Genomic DNA, 17,277 nt, shown 5'->3' on the forward strand with positions numbered 1-17,277 from the left:
GCAACCATATAGAAGTTTTCAATCCATGTCTTCACCGACCAACATTAATCGTTTAAACAGCAAGGATGCTGGCTTTAGAGAGACTTTGCTATCCAGTCTTTCTTTGCCCATGGCTGATGACGAAGCTATAGATGCTGCAGTAGTCAAAATTTTGGCAGCGGTGAAAGCAAAGGGTGATGAGGCGGTATTAGGCTTTACAAAGCAATTTGATCGCTTAGATGTTGCAACGGTTTCTGACTTAGAAGTTTCCCGTAAAGATTTAGAGCAGGCCTATAAATCTTTATCTGCTGATCAAAAAAATGCACTTGATGTTGCCGCGCAAAGAGTACGCGCTTATCACGAGAGGCAAAAAATCGAAGCGGGATGTCACTCTTGGGAATATGAAGAGGCGGACGGTACCCGCTTAGGTCAAAAAGTAACGCCACTAGACCGTGTGGGCATTTATGTTCCTGGCGGTAAGGCTGCTTACCCATCGTCTGTATTAATGAATGCTATTCCCGCAAAGGTGGCGGGTGTTGCCGAGGTCATCATGGTTGTGCCTACCCCAGATGGTGCGCGCAATCCATTGGTTCTGGCAGCCGCTTATATTGCAGGCGTTGATCGCGTCTTTACGATTGGCGGTGCCCAGGCAGTGGGTGCCCTAGCGTATGGCACCGATGCGATACCTGCAGTAGACAAAATTGTTGGACCCGGCAATGCTTATGTGGCAGCCGCTAAGCGCAGAGTGTTTGGAGCTGTGGGCATTGATATGATCGCCGGCCCCTCAGAAATATTGGTGCTTTGTGATGGCTCTAGCAATCCAGATTGGATTGCCATGGACTTGTTTTCTCAAGCCGAGCACGACGAGCAAGCCCAATCGATTTTGCTTTGCCCGGACGCGGCCTTTATTGAGCAAGTTCAAGAAAGCATTAATAGATTGCTTCCAGAAATGCCGCGAGCCAAAGTCATTGAGGCATCGTTAAGTAATCGTGCTTTATTGATTCAAGTAAAAGATATGCAAGAAGCCTGCGAGATTGCGAATGCGATTGCAGCGGAGCATTTAGAAATTTGCGCACTTGATCCACGTAAGTGGGCGGATCAAATTCGTCATGCTGGCGCGATCTTTATGGGTAACTACACCAGTGAGTCACTCGGTGATTATTGCGCCGGACCAAATCATGTATTGCCCACTGCGCGCACTGCGCGCTTCTCTTCGCCATTAGGTGTTTATGACTTCATCAAGCGTTCAAGCATGATTGAAGTTAGCGAGGCGGGAGCTCAAACATTAGGGGCGGTGGCGAGTACGCTGGCTCACGGCGAAGGTCTGCAGGCCCATGCGCGTGCAGCCGAGATGCGTCTTAAAAAATAATTCGAAATAAATTCGCAGTTAACTTAAGCGAGAATTTCTTTTAAAGCGGCGACGAGTTCGCCGCTTTGTTCATCTGTGCCTATCGTAATGCGCAAGAACTCATCTATGCGTGAAGACTTGAAGTGACGCACGATGATGCCTCGATCGCGCAACGCTTGATATAGCTTGGCTCCAGCATGTTTTGGATGACGAGTAAAAATAAAGTTTGCCGTAGATGGTAGCGTCTCAAAACCCAAAGTATTCAACTCATCCACCAATGTTGTGCGGGTTTGAATAACCTTTTTGGAGGTTTGCTCAAGATGTGTCTGATCCTCTATGGCAGCTATTGCACCTGCTTGCGCTAATCGACCGAGTGGATAGGAATTAAAACTATTTTTTACGCGCTCTAGACCTTCAATTAAAGCCGGATGACCAACGGCAAAGCCAACGCGCAGACCTGCTAGGGCTCTCGATTTTGAAAGGGTGTGCACTACTAGAAGATTTTCGGGGCAAGCATCTCCTCGCAAAAGCGGGATGCAAGATTGCGTGCCATAGTCGACATATGCTTCATCGATAACCAATACTGACTCTGTGTTGCTTGCAAGCAGTGTCTCAATGTCTGAGCGAGGAATAGATCTTCCTGTTGGTGCATTTGGATTCGGGAAAATAATTCCACCATTAGGCACTTTGTACTGAGATGTGTTGATCTCAAAGTGCTCGCCTAGCGGCACGGTTTTGTACTCAATACCGAATAGCTTGCAGTAAACCGGATAAAAGCTATAAGTGATGTCTGGAAAATGAACGGGTTTGCTTTGCTTAAGGAGGCCGGCAAAAACATGGGCCAACACATCATCTGAGCCGTTGCCTAAAAAAACCTGATTTGGGTTCAGGCCATGCAACTTTGCGATTGCCTGTTTAAGGGCGGCACCTTCTGGATCTGGGTAAAGGCGCAAATCATCGTTATTTTGCGTCTCAATTGCGGCAAGTGCCCTAGGCGATGGTCCGTAGGGGCTTTCATTTGTGTTGAGCTTTACCAGCCGCTGCATTTGCGGCTGCTCCCCAGGAACATAAGGGGTTAGGGTTTGAACAACGGGGCTCCAAAAACGGCTCATGAGGGTACTTTGGGTCAAAAATCACATGGAAAGTGCTGCAACATCAACATTTATATTGCTTCTAGGAATGAATGATATTATGAGGCTTCAATCAACACTTCGCCTCGCGGCGCAATGAAGCATGCGGCAGGCCAACGTTACCCGAAACACTTCGGAAACCAAAATTCAGATTTCCATCAATTTAGATGGTACCGGTAAGGCTGAGCTAGCCTCCGGCGTTCCTTTCCTGGATCACATGTTGGATCAGATTGCCCGTCACGGCATGATTGATCTCAAGGTGGTCGCACAGGGTGATACCCATATTGATGATCACCACACCGTTGAGGATGTTGGCATTACTTTGGGCCAGGCATTTGCCAAGGCTGTGGGTGATAAAGCTGGCATTACTCGTTATGGCTACTCTTATGTGCCCCTGGATGAAACTTTGTCTCGCGTTGTGGTCGACTTTTCTGGTCGCCCAGGGCTTGAGTTCAATGTTCCATTTACTCGTGCTCGCGTAGGCGATTTTGATGTTGATCTCAGCATTGAATTCTTCCGTGGATTTGTGAACCACGCGGGTATTACATTGCATATTGATAATTTGCGTGGCATTAATGCGCATCACCAGATTGAGACTGTATTTAAGGCCTTTGGCCGTGCATTACGCATGGCTTTGACCCTTGATCCACGGGCATCTGGATCTATTCCCTCAACTAAAGGAAGTCTGTAATTTAAACCTCTTTTAGTTGCTCAGCAGACAACGGTGGATATCAGGTAAATTTTGGCGCAAACCATTGCGATCGTTGATTACGGAATGGGTAACCTTCGTTCCGTCTACCAAGCATTTCATCATGTTGCACCTGGTGATAATGTATTGATTGCCCATAAGCCAGAGGAAATTCGTTCAGCAGACCGCGTTGTTTTGCCTGGTCAGGGGGCGATGCCAGATTGCATGAAGCATCTTGAGGAATCTGGTTTATTAGAAGCCCTACTAGAGGCATCCCAAAGCAAACCCCTGTTAGGCGTATGCGTTGGCGAGCAAATGTTGTTTGATCAAAGCGCTGAAGTCCGCACAAATGGATCTGATCAATGGACGCCTTGTTTAGGATTGATTCCCGGGGAAGTGCGTCGATTTGAATTGGCAGGCAAAAAACAGGCCGATGGTTCCGCTTATAAAGTACCGCATATGGGTTGGAATCAAGTTTGGCAAGACCGTAAGCACCCTCTTTGGGTAGGTATTCCGGATTTAACTAGGTTTTACTTTGTGCATAGCTACTATGTTGTGCCGCAGCGCAATGAAGACACTGCGGGCTCTACAGAGTACGAGGATTGGTTTACATCTGCAGTGGCAAGGGATAATATTTTTGCTACACAATTTCATCCAGAAAAAAGTGCAGAATACGGATTAAAGCTTTATCAAAATTTTGTTTCCTGGCAACCTTAAAATTTTTAACCTATTGTTATGCTGCTGATTCCTGCAATTGATCTTAAAGACGGCCACTGTGTTCGACTCGAACAGGGCGATATGGATAAGGCCTCAGTTTTTTCTGAAGATCCGGGTGCAATGGCTGCGCATTGGATTGGTAAGAGTGCGCGACGTCTACATCTCGTAGACTTGAATGGCGCATTTGCCGGCAAGCTAAAAAACGAGTCAGCAATTAAATCCATTCTTAAAGCGGTTGGAAATGAGATCCCAGTTCAATTGGGTGGTGGTATTCGTGATCTTGAAACCATTGAGCGTTTATTGGATGACGGAATCAGTACCGTCATTATTGGTACAGCAGCTGTAAAAAATCCTGGCTTTGTGCAAGATGCTTGCGCTGCCTTTCCGGGCCATGTAATGGTTGGTTTGGATGCAAGGGATGGTAAAGTCGCCACTGATGGCTGGAGCAAGATTACAGGGCATGAAGTGGTTGATCTTGCCAAGAAATTTGAGGACTGGGGCGTTGAGGCCATCATCTATACCGACATTGGTCGGGACGGCATGCTCAAGGGCGTAAACGTTGAGGCTACGATGAAGCTAGCGCAAGCCATTCGAATTCCAGTAATTGCCAGTGGCGGACTTTCAAATAATCAAGACATCGAAGCCTTATGCAAGGCTGAGGAAGAGGGTGTAATGGGTGTAATGGGTGTAATGGGTGTAATAGCCGGACGCTCCATTTATTCAGGTGACCTCGATCTCGCGGCCGCGCAAAAATATGCTGACGAGCTAACGCTTAAGTACGCAAAGAAAACTATCTAGTGTTAACCAAAAGAATTATTCCCTGTTTAGATGTCACCGCAGGGCGCGTGGTTAAGGGTGTAAATTTTGTTGGGTTGCGTGATGCAGGTGAACCAGTAGAAATCGCCAAACGTTATGACACTCAGGGTGCAGACGAACTCACTTTTTTAGATATCACTGCGACCTCTGACGGACGTGATCTGATTTTGTACATCATTGAGGATGTGGCATCGCAAGTATTTATCCCGTTGACAGTTGGTGGTGGTGTGCGTGCAGTGGCTGATGTGCGGCGCCTGCTTAATGCTGGCGCAGATAAGGTCAGCATGAATTCTTCCGCAGTGGCTAATCCAGATCTGGTTTCTGATGCTGCTGCTTATTACGGATCACAGTGCATCGTTGTGGCGATTGATGCCAAGCAAACAGAGGCTGGCAATTGGGAAGTATTTACACATGGCGGTAGAACTGCCACAGGTATGGATGTAGTGCAGTGGGCTACAGAAGTTGCAAAGCGTGGTGCCGGCGAAATCCTGTTAACTAGTATGAATCGAGATGGCAGTAAAGATGGTTTCGATTTGGCGTTGACTGCTGCTGTTAGTGATGCGGTGTCAGTCCCGGTAATTGCCTCTGGTGGAGTTGGCAATCTTCAGCACTTAGTAGATGGCATTACAAAGGGCCATGCGGATGCAGTACTCGCTGCCAGCATTTTTCACTATGGTGAATACACGGTGGGTCAGGCAAAAGAATATATGGCGGCCCAGGGAATCCCGGTCCGTATTTAAGTTGCACTAAACTTTGGCAAGATTTCCAAAGTTCTTAGGATTCCCTGTAAAGCTCAGATATGAGTCAAAGCACATTTCAACCAATTGAATCTATTCAACCGGGCCAGTGGCTAGATGCTGTTGCTTGGAATGAGCAAGGTTTGGTTCCTGTAATTGCCCAGGAAGTTGGCACTAAGGACATCTTGATGATGGCCTGGATGAATCGCGATGCGTTATTAGCTACCTTGCGATTAGGTGAAGCAGTTTATTGGACGCGCTCCAGACAAAAACTTTGGCATAAGGGCGAAGAGTCTGGCCACACTCAAAAAGTTAAAGAAATTCGCCTGGATTGTGATGGGGATGCGATTTTGCTCTTGGTTGAGCAAAAAGATGGCATTGCTTGTCATACAGGTGAGCACAGCTGCTTCTTTTTGCAATGGGATTCTGCTAAATCAGCCTGGGTTGATGAGTCGACATCCAAGAAGTGAATCTTCCGGACAAACAACATAAAATACTTCAATGACTAGCGCTGCAAATAAACCCTCTGCTTTAGATTCTGGATTGGCCCATTTAGCCGACGTGATAGATCAACGTCGAGATGCCTTCAAGGCGGGTCAAGCAGATCCCAAAACTTCGTACACAGCTTTACTCTTTTCTAAGGGTGATGACGGTATCTTGAAAAAGATTGGCGAAGAAGCAACTGAAGCGGTGATGGTGGCTAAAGATGCGCGCAATTCTAATTTGGCACCAGAGCAGCAAAAGTTCTTGGTCGGCGAAATGGCAGACTTGTGGTTCCATTGCTTAATCACACTCTCGCAATTTAACCTACGACCTGAAGATGTTATTAGTGAGCTTGATCGTCGATTGGGTACCTCAGGGATTGAAGAGAAGGCGGCCAGAAAGGCTGCTGACAAGGAATAATGATGTCGCACGATCCCAATTGCTTGTTTTGTAAGATTTCTCAAGGATTGATTCCGTCCCAGAAGGTCTATGAGGATGAAGAAATTTTTGCGTTCAAAGACATCAACCCTGCTGCGCCAGTGCATTTCTTGATGATTCCTAAAAAACATATCCCCATGTTAGAGTCCACGGAAAGCATTGATGCCCCATTGCTGGGTAGAATGATGGAATTAGCGCCCCATCTTGCCAAAGAGCAAGGCTGCCGACCTGGGAAGGATGGTGGCTTTCGATTGATGGTAAATAATGGGGCTGATGGTGGGCAGGAGGTTTATCACTTGCACCTGCATGTGATGGGCGGTCCGCGTCCCTGGAAAAAATAATCCAAGGAGATTAAAGATGGGTTCATTTAGCATTTGGCATTGGTTAATTGTTTTGGTCATCGTGATGTCGGTATTTGGTACCAAGAAATTGCGCAACATCGGCCAAGATTTAGGCGGAGCCGTTAAGGGCTTTAAAGACGGCATGAAAACTGCTGAAGAGCCTAAAGAGCAGATTCAGCAAGGCGCTACATCCACCGAAAAAACAGTTGATGTGCAAGCCAAAGACGTTAATGTTAATAAGTAATCATTGATAGCGCAGATCGAAATTCATGCGGTTCTTAGTTAGCTTATTAAGATGATTGATCTTGGAGTTTCAAAGCTTGCGCTGATTGCTGTAGTTGCCTTGGTCGTAGTTGGGCCAGAGCGTTTGCCTAAAGTGGCTCGTATGGCTGGTAATTTATTTGGCCGTGCCCAACGCTATATGGCAGATGTCAAAGCCGAGGTGAGTCGCCAGATGGAGGTCGAGGAATTTAAAAAATTCCGGGAAGAAAGCGCCACCACTCTTAAAGAAGTTGAGAATAGCATTCATTCGACCGTACAAGAGGCTAGCTCAAACCTGAGTGATCAGGCCGATATATTCGAAACCAGTTTTGAAAAACCTCTGCTTGACGAAAGAGAAGTGCTGCGCAAGACCATGCGGCAAGGACGTAGTAGCTGGGGCGTTAAGCGTGCAGCTAGACCTATGTGGTTTAAGCGTTCCTCCGGACTACGAACGCGTGTGCAGTCTGGCGCCGCAAGAATGAAGCGCCTTCATCACGCTGCCGGTAAATAAAAAATAATCTTCGTATGACACAAAATAATTCCACCGAAGATTCTGGCTTACAAGAAACTTTTCTATCGCACTTATTTGAATTGCGCGATCGCGTCATCAAGGCAGTCTTAGCAATTATTGTTGTCTTCGTATGCTTGGTGTATTGGGCGCCAGATATTTTCCATATATTTGCACAGCCTTTATTGCAGGCTTTGCCTGCTGGCGGCAAAATGATTGTGACTGATGTAACTGGCTCGTTCTTTGTGCCCATGAAAGTCACGATGCTAGTGGCTTTCTTAATTGCGTTGCCTGTAGTGATGTATCAGCTTTGGGCCTTCATTGCGCCTGGACTCTATTTGCATGAGCGTAAATTAATTTTGCCTTTGGTAATTAGTAGCTACAGCCTATTCATTATTGGTATGGCATTCGCATACTTCTTGGTATTTCCAACCGTATTTAATTTCATGGCATCTTATAACGCTCCATTAGGCGCAGAAATGTCTACCGACATTGATAACTACCTAAGCTTTGCGATGACTACGTTCCTGGCATTTGGTATTACGTTTGAGGTGCCGGTAGTGGTCGTGGTTTTAGTGCGCATGGGCATGGTGCCTTTGGCTAAGCTAAAAGAGATTCGGCCTTATGTGATTGTTGGTGCATTTGTGATCTCAGCAATTGTGACGCCCCCTGATGTGCTTTCTCAGTTGCTTCTCGCGGTTCCAATGACTTTGCTCTACGAGCTCGGTTTATTAATTGCTCGTTTTTATGTGCCAAAGCCTTCTGAAGGCAGCGCCGAAGACGGTGGTGACGCTTAATTAAGCGGGCTGTACTTCTGAAAGGTTTTTTGAGAAGGTGTTGGCCAGCCAACTTGTAACCCGATCAAAGCGATAGCGCCTTTGACGTAAATTACCTTTAATATCTAATTCTGAGCCCACAAAAGCTTTGCCTGCTGCCAATAGAGCTCGACGCTGCTGAATGGTTTCTATCTGAATTAATCTCGGCAAAATTTTTGGCAATTCCCAGCGAATATCGACCACTACGCAATGTTCATGCTGTAGCTGACCTACCTCGCAAAGTAATAACTCTGCTTTGGTGAAGTTAAATTGGTTGGCAATAACAATACGATGGCATAACAATAACCAATCTTCATCTAGCTTATGTTCTGCATGATGATTAATAGCTTGTTCGGCAAATTGCGCGAGTTCTAGCCATTCATTCGATTTGGGATCTGGACAGCTCCCCAAAATTTTTCCGAGCAATTCTTTTGCTTCGGGGATGCCTTGTTGGTGCGCTTGCCAAACCCAATAGGATGCTTGTAGGCCGCGCACTTTTTCATCGCTCTTTTCGCGCTTTCGCCAAAGGTTAGCTCCTTTTCGGAGTTGCGCCTGCGGGTGCCCTAAGTCAGCAGCGCGATCAAAGCAGCGATCACTCTCTGTTGCGTTGTATCCGGAGAATTGAGGGCGGCGATAGATTTTACCTAATGCATACCAAGCATCGCGATCGCCATCTTTTGCGGCAAGCTCCAGCCAGTGCGCCGCTTTTTTAAGTGAGGCGTTTGGTTTTCCTTCTGCAGCAGATTCGTTGCTATCTAGCTGAGCAAGGCGCAAACCCAATGTGAGTTTTGCAATAGTTAATCCAAGTTCAGCCGCTTGAGTTAGAGCATCTTCATTTCCATCCTCAAGCCAAACACCCCATAGCGAGGTGAGGGCTTCATTCTTTGGCTGTAATTTAATAAGCAACTCTTTTGCATTTGATGCAAAAGCGGAGTCACTCCCCGCCAATTCTTGTAAATACTGCTTCACAATTTTTTGTAGCCCAATTAAATCTAAATGGCTCATTTTTTCCAGAGAGGTTGTTTCTTTTCGCGTTTTGATCCAATCGACCAGGCTAGATTGAATCTCTTGATTTAGCGGGTTGATCAAAAGATTTGCCAGCTGCCATTTGGCAGCTTGTTGGGATTGGACGTCGCCATTTCCTTCTGCCAGCCTCCAAAAAGTGTCCCAGCCAAAACTGAATGCAGGGGAGCCAAAAGTATCAGCAAGGGGGATATTGGCTATTTGGGATAAAACATTCAAAACTGATTCACCCTCTGAGCTTTGGCCTTCAGGCTTTTGATTTGCAATGGAAAAATAAGATTTTTCTAGCCAAATCAAGGCATTAGAGGGTTGGATGGGGGTTTTAAACGCCCCAGTGAGGTAAGCCTGTGCTAATTTTTGTTGCGCTAATACATCGCCCAAGCGGGCTGAACTGAGTATTTTTAAGAATTCGCGACTTGCCATATGACAATTTTGGCATTCCAAGGGCAAAAAAGGTGGAAATCAGGGCTCTTGTTGCCGAGATACAACGAAGGAAGCCAAAAAACTACCTTTTGACAAGCAAAAAGAGCTCCTAAATACCCTTACCCCCAGTCTAGCTGGGCAAAAGAAGCAAAATTCATAGGTCCCAGTTTTATTTGGGCATTACTTTTATTAATTTTTGGAGATTTAAAGAATGAAAAAATCGCTATTAGCAGTTGCAGCTATCGGTGCATTTGCGTCTGCTGCTCAAGCTCAGTCAAGCGTTACTGTATACGGCCTCTTGGACGTTGGTTACATCGGTAACAACTCAAAAGCAACAGCCGCTAACGTGCAATCTGCACAAACTGGTAGCTCTTTCAGCCAATCAGCTGAATCAACAAGCCGTTTAGGTTTCAAAGGTACTGAAGATTTGGGCGGCGGTATGTCTGCATTCTTCACTGTTGAAACAGGTTTGACACCATCACAAGTTAACGCTTCACCATGGAATAACCGTCAAGCATTTGCTGGCGTTAAAAAGAATGGTATCGGCCAATTCGCTATCGGTACTCAGTACACTCCAGTTCACGCTGCTGTTTCAGCAACTGATCCTGGCGAAGCAAACAACATGGTTGGTAACGTAATTTACGCAACTAACACTGCTGGTATTGGTAACACAACACAAGCAACTACTGTTGCAACATCTACCAACGGTGGTACTGATGCTTACACAGTTCGTACAGCAAACACATTGAAAGTTCAAAGCGACAACTTCGCTGGTTTCGTAGGTACAGCAATCTACACAATGAACAATCAAAACAACAACCAAACTGGTAACTACAATACCTCTACAGGTAGCGCAGCTGGTGGTGTTAACAACAACAGCGGTTGGGGTCTTGGCGTTAACTACACATGGCAAAAATTATTGGTAACTGCAAACTACCAGTCATTCAAGTCTGTTAACCCATACACATTGACTACTACAGCTTCAGGCTCTTCAGTTGCTACAACTCCAGCGCCTTCTTTGTATAGCACTGTTGGCGGTTCAAACATTCAAGATAACCAAGCTTACATCGCTGCAACATATGACTTCGGCATCTTGAAGGCATGCGCTCAGTGGGTTAACCGTAAAGCAACATCTACAATCAACTCTAGCTACTACGCTAGCCGTAGCGCACAGCAGATTGGTGTACGTAGCTACATCACTCCAGCTATCGAAGCTTGGGCAAGCGTTGGTAACGGTCGTATCGACACACTCGGTACAAACTCACCAACAGCTAACTTCACAGCGTATCAGTTAGGTTCTAACTACTACCTCAGCAAGCGTACAAACTTGTATGCTATCTACGGTTCAGCACAAACTTCAAGCGTAAACGTTCAAGGTAGCGGTAACACAGCTGCTAGCAACAACAACTACGCTTTAGGCTTGCGTCACACTTTCTAATTTAAAGCTAGCGTAAGCTAGTAACGAATTAGATTAGTAGCAAATTAACCCACTGTGGCAACACAGTGGGTTTTACGCGGAGTGTCCAATAAATAATTCAATTGGGATGTCTCAGTTATGGAGTGGGTGCAGCTTGTTGAGAATCGCAAACTTCCATTGGTGTTGTATAGCTTGTGACGATTTAATTTATACAGTTCTGCAATATCGTTTTTGCAGCTTGAGTCTGTGGCAATTTTGATTGCTTGCCCTATGTAATCTTCTTTATTTTTCGCCATCAACTGCTCTAGCCCCATTTGTTCGAGCAGGCCGCTAGGCAAGTTGGCCGCGCATAAATTGACCTTTTTCCGTAACGATGGGTAGGCCACACTCTACCGCTTGGATTGCAGTGTTAAACCCAGAGAACCCTAGGGTAGCTAGAAAAACATTAGCCAATTTCATGAGCCCATGAAATTGGCTTGCTGAGAGCAGCGGAATAAAAACTACCTGATGATCAAAATGGAGATTTGCATCTGAAAACTGCTTGGATAAGCGTGTTTTTTAAGACCTCCATTGGACTGTCTGGGAACTTGAAAAATACAAATTGGGCATTTGGTAGTTGGCGTGCAATCTCAACCAAGACCCAGTCATTTTCTGGGTTGTATTTGTAGGGGGTACCAGGGCACAACAGTATTGGACGATCAGCATGAATGCCCAGAGACGCCAAGTCTGGAGTGACAGATTCGGCCGGATAAGGTTGGTAGTGGCACCCTAAATTGGGTAGGCTGATTAATTGCTCGCTGTAATAATTTTGCGAAAGCGGATCTTCAAATCGCTCGGCAGATAAGTAGTAGTCAATGCTTGGCAAGCCAGAGGTTTCAGGGTGGCCCCAGGCCGCAATTTGTACCTTTGCGATGCGTAGGCTTGCAAGTTGGCAGGTGAGCCGATCCATGCCAATTTCAGGGTAAATAAGGCAGTCCAGCCCCTTGTCTTGAATCGCATTCGCCCACTGTGTAATGCCGAATTTACCTTGAGTAAAGCTTGCGGCTAATAATTTGGCGGCTTGCGTTTCCTCGTCCGATTTTTCACCAAGATGAAAGAGGTGAAGCTCGAATATGTTCCGGTCTAGGTGGCTTACCCAGCCTTTAATAATTGCGTCCCATACTGAATGTCGATGCAGATACCCGCTCACAATGCCTATTTTTGATTTTCTGAGTTGCAATACGTGGCGCGGGTGCAGAAATAGTAGATTGCATACCCTTCATTAACTCAATGCAAATAGAGCCGTAGCGAGAAAGAAGGCGCTTGTTATTGGTATTTTGGTAGGCGAGAAAAAATGGCTGGTGGCTGCCAACAATATGATGGCTATCTTTAATGTGAGCTTTTACAAAACTCTCAAGGCTGGCCAGCATCGTCTCAAAGGTTTTTCTAGATTCTTGCAACTCCTGTTTGTTGGAGTAGATCTTGGGAATTCTTGAAAGAGTCATCGCATAGCGCGCCTCTAAACAGTTGGGATCAATTTTTAGCGCGGCTTCATAGTAGCGCAGTGATTGGCTTGCACTATTGAGTTCATCATAGTTGTCGCCATTATTGATGTAGGCTTCTAGATAATTGGGTTCAAGTTCAATGGCTTTATCAAAGTATTTAATGGCACCCTGAAAATCTTTTATATTTTGAAATAGAGTTCCGTAATTGAAATACGCATCTGCGTAATTAGCTTGAATAGCCAGCGCTTGTTGGTAGCTTTTTAAAGCCTCAGGGTATTGGCCAAGCTCTTGCAAGGCATTCCCGCGATTATTCAATGCCTCAGCATATTGAGGGGCAAGAGAAATCGCTTTATCGTAATTTACGACGGCCTTGGAGAAGTCTCTTAACTCTTGGAATGTATTTGCAGTATTGAAGTAGGCTTCTGCATACTGCGGAGCAATTTTTGCGCTTGTTTGGAAATCTGCAAGCGCCGACTGAAACTCACCCAATTGATATTGGACTAAGCCACGATTTAAATAAACATGCTCATTTTTCGGATTAATGGCAATTGCTTGATTAAATAGCTTGATAGCTTCAGGACATTCGCCCGTTTGCGCTTTTAAGACCCCTAAAAACTGCAATGCTTCAAAAAGCTGCGGATTTAACCTCAGTGCTTCGCGATATTGAATTTCAGCAGTTGGCAGATTGCCTGCCTGGTGTGACTGGAGTCCGTTCTGAAAAAAATACTAGATTGGGATAGGGCTTCTGGTGACAATCCCATTTGAGTAATTTTTTTATTTGACATTAGTTGCTCAAGATGAGGCTTTAGTAAGGCTGTTCAGTAGGTTGGACATTGCCATCTTTGGATGACGTATTAATGGCGACTGAAATGTATGATAGCCGTTAATTCATGGTCTTTGGCTTTGGTCGTTTGCCAGTTTGCACTTTCAGACTCAACTCTTTTCCTTTGCGCAAGACTTTTAAGTTGGCTTCATTACCAGGTTCAATTTGCGCAATTTGATTGAGAAGCTGCCTTACATCTTTGCAGCTATCTCCATTGACCGCTATCAGCACGTCACCGGGCACTACGCCACCCCTAGCTGCTGGCCCACCCTCAAGAACGCCTGATAGAAGTACTCCAACGGTATTGGTTGGCAGTCCAAGCGACTCCAAGAGTTCCTTGTTCAGATTCTGTGGCTCCACACCAATCCACCCCCTGGTGACGCTGCCATTACTAAGAATGGATTCCATCACTTGTTTGGCGAGATTGATCGGTATCGCAAACCCAATACCCATTGAGCCGCCATTGTTGGAATAAATTGCCGTATTGATGCCGATGAGATTGCCTCTGGTGTCAACTAATGCGCCACCCGAATTTCCGGGATTAATAGCGGCATCAGTTTGAATAAAGTTTTCAAATGTGTTGATACCGACATGGTCGCGTCCCAGCGCAGAAATAATTCCTGAAGTAACTGTCTGGCCAACTCCAAAGGGATTTCCGATAGCAAGAACGACATCGCCAACATGAGCAGAGTCAATTTTTCCAAGAGTAATGGGCGGAGGTAATTGCTTGGCATCAATCTTTAGTACTGCGATATCAGTCTCAGGATCGCTGCCAATAATTTTTGCTTTAAATTTTCTACCGTCTGCAAGTGCCACATCAATTTCGTCAGCATCACTAATTACATGATGGTTGGTAAGAATGATTCCCTCGGGGCTGACTAAAACCCCTGAGCCCAGGCTGGAGCTGGGTTCGAAGTCTGGTGGTTGGTCGCCAAAAAAGAATTTAAATAAAGGGTCCGCAGAATTTCCACCATTACCTTTTCGGGTCTTAGGTTTTGCTGATACCTTACTTGTAAAAATATTGACAACTGCAGGCATCGATTTTTTGACTGCATCATGATAAGAGCCTGGGTTGGTTACGGCACTGTCGTAAGAACCCTCTTTCAGAGTAACGCCCTGTACCATTGAGCTCATTTGAGCGTCGGTTAGCCAACTTGGCTTTAGTGTGGCAATAATAAAGAATGCAGCTAAGAAAATGGTTACCACTTGTGCAAACAGTAACCATAGTCTATTAAACATTGTGTAGCGATTAAAGATAAAAATTATTTCTTGAGGCTATCGCGAATTTCTCTTAACAACACAATATCTTCTGGTGTTGGTGGAGCGGGCGGCGCATCGAGAAGTCTGACTTTATTAACGACCTTGACCATTTGAAAAATAACAAATGCCAGCAGAATGAAATTAATTGAAATGGTGATGAAATTGCCATAAGCAAAAATGGGCACGCCCGCTTTTTTGAGGGCGTCAAACGTTCTAGGCACTCCTTCTGGAACATGGCCCAGGACCACAAATAGGTTTGTAAAGTCGATATGACCCTCTAAAAGGGTCGAAATTACGGGCATGACGATGTCATTGACCAGGGAATCCACGATTTTTCCAAAAGCGCCGCCAATAATGACGCCGACTGCCAAATCGATCACATTGCCCTTGACTGCAAAGTCCCGAAACTCCTTTAAAACGCTCATAAAGGCTTCCTTTTTTGATTTGATCCTGATTAACCCCATAACTTTCTTGCTTACCCCACTTTTTACCTTAAAATCCTACCTTTAAGCAATTTCCACCCATAAATACCCTTTTTAGGAATTTTGTAAATGAGTGACAAGCCCTGTATGGACAAGGATCGCCGCAACTGGCTGATCGCCACTTCGGCAGTAGGTGGCATTGGTGCGGCCGCAGCCCTTTACCCTTTTGTAGACAGCTTTGAGCCATCTGAGCGCGCTAAGGCCGCTGGAGCAGCTGTTGAAATCGATATCGCGGGCATGCAGCCTGATGAGATGAGAATGGTTGAATGGCGCGGTAAGCCTGTATGGGTGGTACGTCGTACCCCTGAGCAGGTAGCCGAGCTGTCTAAGATTGATGGCGAATTGGCTGACCCAGACTCTTTGCGTGATCCAGCGCAATTTACGCCTCCTTACGCCCAGAACCAGTGGCGCTCAATTAAGCCTGAGTACCTTGTAGTGGTTGGTATTTGCACCCATTTGGGCTGCTCTCCAACCCCAAAATTTGAATCAGGCGCTCAACCGTCTCTGCCAAACACTTGGCCGGGCGGCTTCCTCTGTCCATGCCATGGCTCCACATTTGATATGGCAGGCCGTGTATTTAAGAACAAACCAGCCCCAGATAACCTTGAAGTGCCGCCACATATGTATTTGAGCGACACCAAGATTCTGATCGGCGACGATAAGAAGGCCTAAGGAAGAAATAAATGGCATTTCATGAAAAAGAAGTCCCAGCAAACGCTCCTGTTGCGCAGAAGGTGTTGGCTTGGGTTGACTCCCGTTTCCCCCTCACATCCTCGATTAAAGCCCATTTAACCGAGTATTACGCTCCTAAAAACCTCAACTTTTGGTACTTTTTTGGTTCCTTAGCAATTGTGGTTTTGGCTTTGCAAATCATTACCGGTATTTTCTTGGTAATGAACTACAAGCCTGATGCTGCCAAGGCTTTCGAGTCTGTTGAGTACATCATGCGCGAAGTTCCATGGGGCTGGATGATTCGTTATCTCCATTCCACAGGCGCCTCCATGTTCTTCGTGGTGGTCTATTTGCACATGTTCCGTGGTTTGATCTACGGTTCTTATCGCAAGCCACGTGAGTTGATTTGGATCTTCGGTTGCGCAATTTTCTTGTGCTTAATGGGCGAGGCTTTCTTCGGTTACTTGCTTCCGTGGGGTCAAATGTCCTACTGGGGCGCTCAAGTAATCGTGAACTTGTTCTCTGCAATTCCATTCATTGGTCCAGACCTCTCTTTATGGTTGCGTGGTGACTATGTTGTTGGCGATGCCACCCTCAATCGCTTTTTTGCATTCCACGTCATCGCAATTCCATTGGTATTGATTGGTTTAGTTGCTGCTCACATCATTGCTTTGCATCAGGTTGGCTCAAACAATCCTGATGGCGTTGAAATTAAAGAGAATTTGGATGCGAATGGCCATCCTGTGGACGGTATTCCATTCCACCCTTACTACACTGTCCATGACGTGTTTGGTTTGGGTGTGTTCTTGATGATTTTTGCTTGCATCGTATTCTTTGCACCAGAGATGGGTGGCTACTTCCTTGAAGCCAATAACTTCATCCCTGCAAATCCATTGCAAACCCCTCCGCACATTGCACCGGTTTGGTATTTCACTCCGTTCTACTCAATGTTGCGCGCAACAACTACTAACTTTTTGTTGCCTTTGTGGATATTCTTGGCAGTCATTCTTGGGATGTTTGCTCTCAGATCTGACGACAAAAAAGTAAAAGGCGCATGCGCAGCAATTGCTCTTGTATTGGCTGCTGGCTTCTACTTGTTTGATGCTAAGTTCTGGGGTGTAGTGATCATGGGTGGTTCAGTTGTGATCATGTTCTTCTTGCCTTGGCTCGATAAGTCACCGGTGAAATCAATTCGCTATCGTCCACAGTTCCATAAATACATTTATGGCGTGTTCGTTGTGAGCTTCATTATCTTGGGTTATTTAGGTATTGAGCCACCATCACCAGTGTTTGAAAAGATTTCTCAGGTATGCACTATTTATTATCTGGGCTTCTTCTTGGCAATGCCGTTCTGGAGCACGCTTGGTACATTCAAGCCGGTTCCAACACGCGTTACTTTTAAGCCCCATTAATTCAGACACCAAAGAGAAAC

General features: G+C 45.7%; 21 protein-coding genes. 14 read left to right on the forward strand and 7 right to left on the reverse strand.

Annotation, left to right across the window (positions count from 1 at the left end; translation table 11 throughout):
- Nucleotides 1-25 precede the first annotated feature (25 nt).
- Nucleotides 26-1,348 carry a histidinol dehydrogenase gene (hisD, locus tag DXE27_RS03900; protein ID WP_128112973.1) on the forward strand — a complete coding sequence of 441 codons (1,323 nt, stop codon included), beginning with the start codon at nucleotides 26-28 and terminating at the stop codon, nucleotides 1,346-1,348.
- Nucleotides 1,349-1,371: 23 nt separating this feature from the next.
- Here hisD and hisC read toward each other — a convergent pair whose 3' ends face one another.
- Nucleotides 1,372-2,439, reverse strand: coding sequence for a histidinol-phosphate transaminase (gene hisC, locus DXE27_RS03905; protein WP_128112974.1), 1,068 nt, complete (start codon nucleotides 2,437-2,439; stop codon nucleotides 1,372-1,374).
- A gap of 121 nt (nucleotides 2,440-2,560) precedes the next feature.
- Between hisC and hisB the strand changes: the two genes are divergently transcribed.
- The 10 genes from hisB to tatC are packed head-to-tail and all read left to right on the forward strand — an operon-like array spanning nucleotide 2,561 to nucleotide 8,243.
- Nucleotides 2,561-3,148 (forward strand): imidazoleglycerol-phosphate dehydratase HisB, encoded by a 588-nt coding sequence (gene hisB, locus DXE27_RS03910; protein ID WP_128112975.1) that lies wholly within the window; start codon nucleotides 2,561-2,563, stop codon nucleotides 3,146-3,148.
- A 51-nt stretch (nucleotides 3,149-3,199) separates the two neighbouring features.
- Entirely contained in the window at nucleotides 3,200-3,862 is a 663-nt protein-coding gene (gene hisH / locus DXE27_RS03915; RefSeq protein ID WP_128112976.1) for an imidazole glycerol phosphate synthase subunit HisH, read from the forward strand.
- A gap of 18 nt (nucleotides 3,863-3,880) precedes the next feature.
- Nucleotides 3,881-4,660, forward strand: a complete 780-nt coding sequence (hisA, locus tag DXE27_RS03920) for a 1-(5-phosphoribosyl)-5-[(5-phosphoribosylamino)methylideneamino]imidazole-4-carboxamide isomerase (RefSeq protein ID WP_128112977.1) — start codon at nucleotides 3,881-3,883, stop codon at nucleotides 4,658-4,660.
- Entirely contained in the window at nucleotides 4,660-5,418 is a 759-nt protein-coding gene (hisF, locus tag DXE27_RS03925) for an imidazole glycerol phosphate synthase subunit HisF (protein ID WP_128112978.1), read from the forward strand. The genes hisA and hisF overlap by 1 nt, the downstream gene beginning before the upstream one ends.
- A gap of 59 nt (nucleotides 5,419-5,477) precedes the next feature.
- Nucleotides 5,478-5,885 (forward strand): phosphoribosyl-AMP cyclohydrolase, encoded by a 408-nt coding sequence (hisI, locus tag DXE27_RS03930; RefSeq protein ID WP_128112979.1) that lies wholly within the window; start codon nucleotides 5,478-5,480, stop codon nucleotides 5,883-5,885.
- Nucleotides 5,886-5,916: 31 nt separating this feature from the next.
- Entirely contained in the window at nucleotides 5,917-6,318 is a 402-nt protein-coding gene (locus tag DXE27_RS03935; RefSeq protein ID WP_128112980.1) for a phosphoribosyl-ATP diphosphatase, read from the forward strand.
- Nucleotides 6,319-6,320: 2 nt separating this feature from the next.
- Nucleotides 6,321-6,677, forward strand: a complete 357-nt coding sequence (locus DXE27_RS03940; protein ID WP_128113700.1) for a histidine triad nucleotide-binding protein — start codon at nucleotides 6,321-6,323, stop codon at nucleotides 6,675-6,677.
- Between the two features lie 16 nt (nucleotides 6,678-6,693).
- The gene (gene tatA, locus DXE27_RS03945) at nucleotides 6,694-6,921 is read left to right on the forward strand and encodes a Sec-independent protein translocase subunit TatA (protein WP_128112981.1); all 228 of its coding nucleotides are present in this window, start codon (nucleotides 6,694-6,696) and stop codon (nucleotides 6,919-6,921) included.
- A 51-nt stretch (nucleotides 6,922-6,972) separates the two neighbouring features.
- Entirely contained in the window at nucleotides 6,973-7,449 is a 477-nt protein-coding gene (gene tatB / locus DXE27_RS03950; RefSeq protein ID WP_128112982.1) for a Sec-independent protein translocase protein TatB, read from the forward strand.
- A 14-nt stretch (nucleotides 7,450-7,463) separates the two neighbouring features.
- On the forward strand, nucleotides 7,464-8,243 hold the full coding sequence (tatC, locus tag DXE27_RS03955) for a twin-arginine translocase subunit TatC (protein WP_128112983.1): 780 nt from the start codon (nucleotides 7,464-7,466) through the stop codon (nucleotides 8,241-8,243).
- On the opposite strand, the gene DXE27_RS03960 is transcribed toward tatC, so the two are convergent.
- Nucleotides 8,244-9,707, reverse strand: a complete 1,464-nt coding sequence (locus DXE27_RS03960) for a tetratricopeptide repeat protein (RefSeq protein WP_128112984.1) — start codon at nucleotides 9,705-9,707, stop codon at nucleotides 8,244-8,246.
- Nucleotides 9,708-9,918: 211 nt separating this feature from the next.
- On the opposite strand from DXE27_RS03960, the gene DXE27_RS03965 reads away from it, so the two are divergent.
- On the forward strand, nucleotides 9,919-11,145 hold the full coding sequence (locus DXE27_RS03965) for a porin (protein ID WP_128112985.1): 1,227 nt from the start codon (nucleotides 9,919-9,921) through the stop codon (nucleotides 11,143-11,145).
- Between the two features lie 44 nt (nucleotides 11,146-11,189).
- On the opposite strand, the gene DXE27_RS03970 is transcribed toward DXE27_RS03965, so the two are convergent.
- The 5 genes from DXE27_RS03970 to mscL form a co-directional block, all read right to left on the reverse strand.
- On the reverse strand, nucleotides 11,190-11,420 hold the full coding sequence (locus DXE27_RS03970; protein WP_172457107.1) for a hypothetical protein: 231 nt from the start codon (nucleotides 11,418-11,420) through the stop codon (nucleotides 11,190-11,192).
- 215 nt (nucleotides 11,421-11,635) lie between these two features.
- Nucleotides 11,636-12,313, reverse strand: a complete 678-nt coding sequence (locus DXE27_RS03975) for a tetratricopeptide repeat protein (RefSeq protein ID WP_128112987.1) — start codon at nucleotides 12,311-12,313, stop codon at nucleotides 11,636-11,638.
- Nucleotides 12,267-13,292, reverse strand: coding sequence for a tetratricopeptide repeat protein (locus DXE27_RS03980; protein ID WP_269459828.1), 1,026 nt, complete (start codon nucleotides 13,290-13,292; stop codon nucleotides 12,267-12,269). Before DXE27_RS03980 ends, DXE27_RS03975 begins: the two co-directional genes overlap by 47 nt.
- Nucleotides 13,293-13,491: 199 nt before the next feature.
- Nucleotides 13,492-14,670, reverse strand: coding sequence for a Do family serine endopeptidase (locus DXE27_RS03985; protein WP_128112989.1), 1,179 nt, complete (start codon nucleotides 14,668-14,670; stop codon nucleotides 13,492-13,494).
- Nucleotides 14,671-14,693: 23 nt separating this feature from the next.
- On the reverse strand, nucleotides 14,694-15,116 hold the full coding sequence (gene mscL / locus DXE27_RS03990) for a large conductance mechanosensitive channel protein MscL (RefSeq protein ID WP_128112990.1): 423 nt from the start codon (nucleotides 15,114-15,116) through the stop codon (nucleotides 14,694-14,696).
- A 126-nt stretch (nucleotides 15,117-15,242) separates the two neighbouring features.
- Here mscL and petA point away from each other — a divergent pair, with 126 nt between their 5' ends.
- Both petA and DXE27_RS04000 read left to right on the forward strand, forming a co-directional pair.
- A complete protein-coding gene (gene petA, locus DXE27_RS03995) occupies nucleotides 15,243-15,845 on the forward strand; it encodes a ubiquinol-cytochrome c reductase iron-sulfur subunit (protein ID WP_128112991.1) in 603 nt (200 codons plus the stop codon).
- 11 nt (nucleotides 15,846-15,856) lie between these two features.
- Nucleotides 15,857-17,257, forward strand: coding sequence for a cytochrome b (locus tag DXE27_RS04000; RefSeq protein ID WP_128112992.1), 1,401 nt, complete (start codon nucleotides 15,857-15,859; stop codon nucleotides 17,255-17,257).
- Nucleotides 17,258-17,277: the final 20 nt, after the last annotated feature.

The organism is Polynucleobacter necessarius, assembly GCF_900096755.1.
Lineage (GTDB): Bacteria > Pseudomonadota > Gammaproteobacteria > Burkholderiales > Burkholderiaceae > Polynucleobacter > Polynucleobacter necessarius_K.

Coding starts and splice junctions, on each gene's coding strand:
- DXE27_RS03970 (WP_172457107.1), bottom strand. CDS start 11,420: ATGGCGAAAAATAAAGAAGATTACATAGGGCAAGCAATCAAAATTGCC.
- DXE27_RS03935 (WP_128112980.1), top strand. CDS start 5,917: ATGACTAGCGCTGCAAATAAACCCTCTGCTTTAGATTCTGGATTGGCC.
- tatB (WP_128112982.1), top strand. CDS start 6,973: ATGATTGATCTTGGAGTTTCAAAGCTTGCGCTGATTGCTGTAGTTGCC.
- hisI (WP_128112979.1), top strand. CDS start 5,478: ATGAGTCAAAGCACATTTCAACCAATTGAATCTATTCAACCGGGCCAG.
- hisB (WP_128112975.1), top strand. CDS start 2,561: ATGCGGCAGGCCAACGTTACCCGAAACACTTCGGAAACCAAAATTCAG.
- tatA (WP_128112981.1), top strand. CDS start 6,694: ATGGGTTCATTTAGCATTTGGCATTGGTTAATTGTTTTGGTCATCGTG.
- DXE27_RS03985 (WP_128112989.1), bottom strand. CDS start 14,670: ATGTTTAATAGACTATGGTTACTGTTTGCACAAGTGGTAACCATTTTC.
- DXE27_RS04000 (WP_128112992.1), top strand. CDS start 15,857: ATGGCATTTCATGAAAAAGAAGTCCCAGCAAACGCTCCTGTTGCGCAG.
- DXE27_RS03960 (WP_128112984.1), bottom strand. CDS start 9,707: ATGGCAAGTCGCGAATTCTTAAAAATACTCAGTTCAGCCCGCTTGGGC.
- mscL (WP_128112990.1), bottom strand. CDS start 15,116: ATGAGCGTTTTAAAGGAGTTTCGGGACTTTGCAGTCAAGGGCAATGTG.
- petA (WP_128112991.1), top strand. CDS start 15,243: ATGAGTGACAAGCCCTGTATGGACAAGGATCGCCGCAACTGGCTGATC.
- DXE27_RS03965 (WP_128112985.1), top strand. CDS start 9,919: ATGAAAAAATCGCTATTAGCAGTTGCAGCTATCGGTGCATTTGCGTCT.
- hisC (WP_128112974.1), bottom strand. CDS start 2,439: ATGAGCCGTTTTTGGAGCCCCGTTGTTCAAACCCTAACCCCTTATGTT.
- DXE27_RS03940 (WP_128113700.1), top strand. CDS start 6,321: ATGTCGCACGATCCCAATTGCTTGTTTTGTAAGATTTCTCAAGGATTG.
- tatC (WP_128112983.1), top strand. CDS start 7,464: ATGACACAAAATAATTCCACCGAAGATTCTGGCTTACAAGAAACTTTT.
- hisA (WP_128112977.1), top strand. CDS start 3,881: ATGCTGCTGATTCCTGCAATTGATCTTAAAGACGGCCACTGTGTTCGA.
- hisD (WP_128112973.1), top strand. CDS start 26: ATGTCTTCACCGACCAACATTAATCGTTTAAACAGCAAGGATGCTGGC.